The 4,732-nt window shown below is 50.8% G+C and carries 3 protein-coding genes, 1 tRNA gene and 1 rRNA gene; 2 read left to right on the top strand and 3 right to left on the bottom strand.

Going from position 1 to position 4,732, the window contains the following annotated elements; genetic code table 11:
- Positions 1–121 precede the first annotated feature (121 nt).
- Both EYY67_RS24135 and rrf read left to right on the top strand, forming a co-directional pair.
- Positions 122–197 (top strand) — tRNA-Thr (locus EYY67_RS24135).
- Between the two features lie 36 nt (positions 198–233).
- Positions 234–349, top strand: a 5S ribosomal RNA gene (gene rrf / locus EYY67_RS24130).
- Positions 350–489: 140 nt separating this feature from the next.
- On the opposite strand, the gene actP is transcribed toward rrf, so the two are convergent.
- Genes actP through acs form a run of 3 tightly spaced genes read right to left on the bottom strand, consistent with a single transcriptional unit; the run spans position 490 to position 4,481 of the window.
- Positions 490–2,157, bottom strand: coding sequence for a cation/acetate symporter ActP (gene actP, locus EYY67_RS24125; RefSeq protein WP_095923736.1), 1,668 nt, complete (start codon positions 2,155–2,157; stop codon positions 490–492).
- A complete protein-coding gene (locus EYY67_RS24120) occupies positions 2,154–2,465 on the bottom strand; it encodes a DUF485 domain-containing protein (RefSeq protein WP_095923735.1) in 312 nt (103 codons plus the stop codon). The genes actP and EYY67_RS24120 overlap by 4 nt, the downstream gene beginning before the upstream one ends.
- 54 nt (positions 2,466–2,519) lie before the next feature.
- Complete coding sequence (gene acs / locus EYY67_RS24115; protein ID WP_131694588.1) at positions 2,520–4,481, bottom strand: acetate--CoA ligase; 1,962 nt, start codon at positions 4,479–4,481, stop codon at positions 2,520–2,522.
- Positions 4,482–4,732: the final 251 nt, after the last annotated feature.

The following is a 4,732-nucleotide window of genomic DNA, read 5'->3' as shown; positions in this document are numbered from 1 at the left end:
CTCAGAAGTGAAACGCCGTAGCGCCGATGGTAGTGTGGGGTCTCCCCATGCGAGAGTAGGGAACTGCCAGGCATCAAATTAGTAAAGTTTGCTTTTAGCAGGCTGTTATAAGAATTAGCGTGCTGATATGGCTCAGTTGGTAGAGCGCACCCTTGGTAAGGGTGAGGTCCCCAGTTCGACTCTGGGTATCAGCACCAGTAATAAGCGTAGAGTTCGGTAAATTACAGAATTTGCCTGGCGGCACTAGCGCGGTGGTCCCACCTGACCCCATGCCGAACTCAGAAGTGAAACGCCGTAGCGCCGATGGTAGTGTGGGGTCTCCCCATGCGAGAGTAGGGAACTGCCAGGCATCAAATAAGACAAAAGCCCTGCACTATGTGCAGGGCTTTTGTCTTTTCTGCTCTTGATAATTTTCTGAGAGTAGACAACTCCTCTCCAAACAAAAGGCCATCCTCAGGGATGGCCTTTTGCGTTTCTGCTTGCTGAACACTAGTGATTAGAACTCTGGGAAATCCCGATGCCCGTTTGTGATCGTACAAACTGAGGATAGAAGCGCTCTCTCTCTTTCTGTCCTTCCAGTGAGTTATCTGTAATCGAGAAGAACCAGGTGCCAACAAAGGCCACAATCATCGAGAACAGTGCCGGGTATTCATAAGGATAAATAGGTTTAGCATGCCCCAAAATCTGAACCCAGATCGTCGGGCCAAGAATCATCAGTATCACAGCGGTGAGCAAACCAAGCCATCCTCCGATCATTGCCCCGCGTGTCGTCAGTTTTGCCCAGTACATCGAAAGCAAAATAATCGGGAAGTTACAGCTTGCAGCGATGGAGAACGCAAGTCCAACCATGAACGCAATATTCTGTTTTTCAAAAAGAATACCCAGCGCAATGGCGACGATACCCAGAATTATGACGGTGATCTTCGAGACTCTAAGCTCATCACGCTCTGTCGCTTTGCCATCCTTGATGACACTGGCATACAGGTCATGAGATACCGCTGACGCTCCTGCCAGCGTTAAGCCGGCAACTACCGCTAATATCGTCGCGAAGGCGACTGCGGATATGAAGCCAAGGAAGAAACTGCCACCAACCGCATCAGCTAAATGCACTGCGGCCATATTATTGCCGCCCAGCAATATGCCGCTGGCATCTTTAAACGCCGGATTCGCACTGACCAGAACGATCGCGCCAAAGCCGATAATGAAGGTCAGTATGTAAAAGTAGCCGATAAAACCCGTGGCATAGAACACACTCTTGCGCGCTTCCTTGGCATCATTGACGGTGAAGAACCGCATCAGAATATGTGGCAAGCCTGCTGTACCGAACATCAATGCCAGCCCCAGAGACAGCGCGGATATCGGATCCGATACCAATCCTCCCGGACTCATGATCGCAATGCCTTTTGAGTGTACGGCGACAGCCTGAGTAAAGAGTGTGTTGAAATTGAAACCGACAGATCTCATGACCATAATGGCCATGAACGTCGCACCGGCCAGTAACAGGATAGCTTTGATAATTTGCACCCAGGTCGTTGCCAGCATCCCGCCAAACAACACATAGAGCACCATCAGGATGCCGACGAGGATCACCGCGACGTGATAATTCAGGCCAAACAGCAACTGAATTAGCTTACCGGCGCCCACCATTTGAGCAATCAGATACAGCGCGACGACCACCAATGAACCGCAGGCTGAAAGCAACCGGATCGGCTTTTGTTTTAACCGGTAAGATGCTACATCCGCAAAGGTATATTTGCCCAGATTACGCAGACGTTCAGCAATCAGGAATAAAATGATTGGCCAGCCGATCAGGAAACCGATGGAATAGATCAACCCGTCGTATCCGGAGGTATATACCAGCGCAGAAATACCCAGGAAAGAAGCGGCAGACATGAAGTCCCCGGCAATAGCCATTCCGTTTTGCAGGCCGGTAATGCGTCCGCCTGCCGTGTAGTAATCCTGGCGGGAGCGCGTACGTTTAGCCGCCCAATAGGTGATATACAGCGTCGCACCCACAAACAGTACGAACATCACGATGGCTTCAATATTAAGAGGCTGGCGTTTAACTTCTCCGCCGATCCCTTCAGCTGCAAACAGACTGAAAGGTAAGCAGAGCGATAACATCAGCAAAAGAAGAGAACTGCAACGAGCCTTCATGGTTGCACCTCACGGATAATATCGGCGGTCAGCCGGTCAAACTCACCGTTGGCACGCACAACATAAATACCGGTCAGCACAAAAGAAATGACGATTAATCCGACGCCCACGGGGATACCACGTGTAATGGTCGCCCCCTCATAGAGCGGTGTTCCCAGCCATTGCGGATCGAACGCAATCAGTAAAATAAACGCGACATACAAAACCAGCGTAATGCCTGACAGCAGCCAGGCAAAACGACTGCGTTTTTGCACCAGTTCCCTGAAGCGCGGATTACTTACAACTCTCTGATAAATGAGATCATTCATCTCAGTGACTCCTTTGAGGCATTGATAGAGTTCACCGCGCCAGGGCGGTGAAAATTATGACGGCACTTTCATGGATTGTTTTTCTTCGAGCAATTTATCGACTACGCCCGGATCCGCCAGCGTAGAGGTATCTCCCAGATTGCTTGTGTCACCGGCAGCAATTTTGCGCAAAATACGGCGCATAATTTTGCCGGAACGGGTTTTGGGTAACGAATCTGTCCAGTGAAGAATGTCAGGCGTCGCGATGGACCCTATCTCTTTGCGCACCCAGTTGCGCACTTCGGTATAGAGTTCCGGTGACGGTTCTTCGCCGTGATTCAGTGTGATGTAGGCATAAATGGCCTGCCCTTTGATGTTATGCGGAATGCCGACAACCGCGGCCTCAGCAATTTTAGGATGAGACACTAACGCCGATTCAATTTCGGCAGTACCCAGACGGTGACCGGAAATATTCAATACGTCATCAACCCGGCCGGTGATCCAGTAATAACCGTCTTCGTCACGACGGGCGCCATCACCGCTGAAGTACATGTTTTTAAAGGTAGAAAAATAGGTTTGCTCAAAACGTTCATGATCGCCGAATAATGTCCGTGCCTGGCCCGGCCACGAATCGGTGATCACCAGATTGCCTTCGCATGCACCTTCCTGCGGAACGCCTTCGTTATCGACCAGTGCCGGTTGCACGCCAAAGAACGGACGTGTTGCCGAACCGGCTTTCAGTTCTGTGGCACCGGGTAACGGGGTGATCATGAAGCCCCCGGTTTCGGTTTGCCACCAGGTGTCGACGATCGGACACGCGCTGTTACCGATAGTTTTGTAGTACCACTCCCAGGCTTCCGGATTGATTGGTTCGCCGACCGAACCCATAATCCGCAGCGATGCCCGGCTGGTGCCCTCAACCGCTTTATCCCCTTCGGCCATTAATGCCCGGATAGCCGTTGGCGCGGTATAGAGAATATTCACCTTATGTTTATCAATCACCTGTGCCATACGGGCGGGGGTCGGATAATTAGGGACACCCTCAAACATCAGACTGATGGCTCCGCAAGCCAGCGGCCCGTAAAGCAGATAACTGTGGCCGGTAACCCAGCCGACATCGGCGGTACACCAGTAGATATCACCATCGTGATAATCGAAGGTGTATTTGAACGTCAGCGCGGCATACACCAGATAACCGCCAGTGGTATGCAGCACGCCTTTTGGTTTACCGGTTGAGCCGGAGGTATAAAGGATGAAGAGCGGGTCTTCTGCGTTCATTTCCTCTGCCGGGCAATCCGCAGAAACACCTTCAATCGCGTCATGCCACCAGATGTCGCGTCCTTCTTTCCATTCGCCCTGTTTTCCGGTGCGTTTGAAAATAATGGAATGCGTGATGCTGGTAACGGCAGGATTCTTCAGCGCATCATCCACGTTTTGTTTCAGCGGAATGGTTCGTCCGGCGCGAAGCCCTTCATCAGCGGTAATCACCAGTTTGGCGTTGGAATCGATAATACGGCCCGCGACCGCTTCCGGTGAGAAACCGGCAAAGATGACAGAATGCACGGCGCCGATACGGGCACAGGCCAGCATGGCGACAGCAGCTTCCGGCACCATGGGCATATAAATGGCGACAACGTCCCCTTTCTTTACTCCCAGCCCCTTTAAGACGTTAGCGAACTGACATACGTCATGATGAAGTTGTTTATAAGTGACGTGTTTGTTTTCGGCTTTCGGGTCATCGCCTTCCCAAATCAGCGCGGTCTGATCCCCTTTTTCAGCCAGATGGCGATCCAGACAGTTGGCGGCAAGATTGAGAGTGCCGTCCTCAAACCAGCGAATATCAATATTCCCTGGGGCAAAAGAAGTGTTTTTCACCTTTGTGAAAGGCTTGATCCAGTCGAGCACTTTTGCCTGTTCGCCCCAGAAGGCATCGGGGTCGTCAACAGACTGTTGATAATACTGCTGATATTTCTCAGGTGTGATCAGGGTACGTTCTGCCACAGCGGCAGGAATAGGGTGCTTATAAACATGGCTCATGGTTTTTCTCCTTTAATTTGTTAATGATATGTCAACCAAAGGTTAAGTGTAGTTTGCGATATGGCTTTGTTCGTTTTCTGGGGGGCAGATCACGCAAGCGGAGAAAAAACAGCAAGATATAAACACCGGTCATGAGGGACAGACCACAGAAGTGGAGACGGGCGCAGGAGGAAAAAGAAAGGGGGAAAGTTAAAATGTAGGACTAAAAATGTAATTAATTAGTTAAATAAAGCTTAATCACAGAGCAGGGG

The organism is Rahnella victoriana (assembly GCF_004330295.1).
In the GTDB taxonomy this organism is placed as follows: Bacteria; Pseudomonadota; Gammaproteobacteria; order Enterobacterales; family Enterobacteriaceae; genus Rahnella; species Rahnella victoriana.
The sequence above is the reverse complement of the archived record's forward strand: the minus strand, read 5'-3'. Positions and strand labels throughout refer to the sequence as shown.

What these genes read in the sequence shown, in the direction of transcription:
- actP (WP_095923736.1), bottom strand. Translation starts at nt 2,157, where the DNA reads ATGAAGGCTCGTTGCAGTTCTCTTCTTTTGCTGATGTTATCGCTCTGC.
- EYY67_RS24120 (WP_095923735.1), bottom strand. Translation starts at nt 2,465, where the DNA reads ATGAATGATCTCATTTATCAGAGAGTTGTAAGTAATCCGCGCTTCAGG.
- acs (WP_131694588.1), bottom strand. Translation starts at nt 4,481, where the DNA reads ATGAGCCATGTTTATAAGCACCCTATTCCTGCCGCTGTGGCAGAACGT.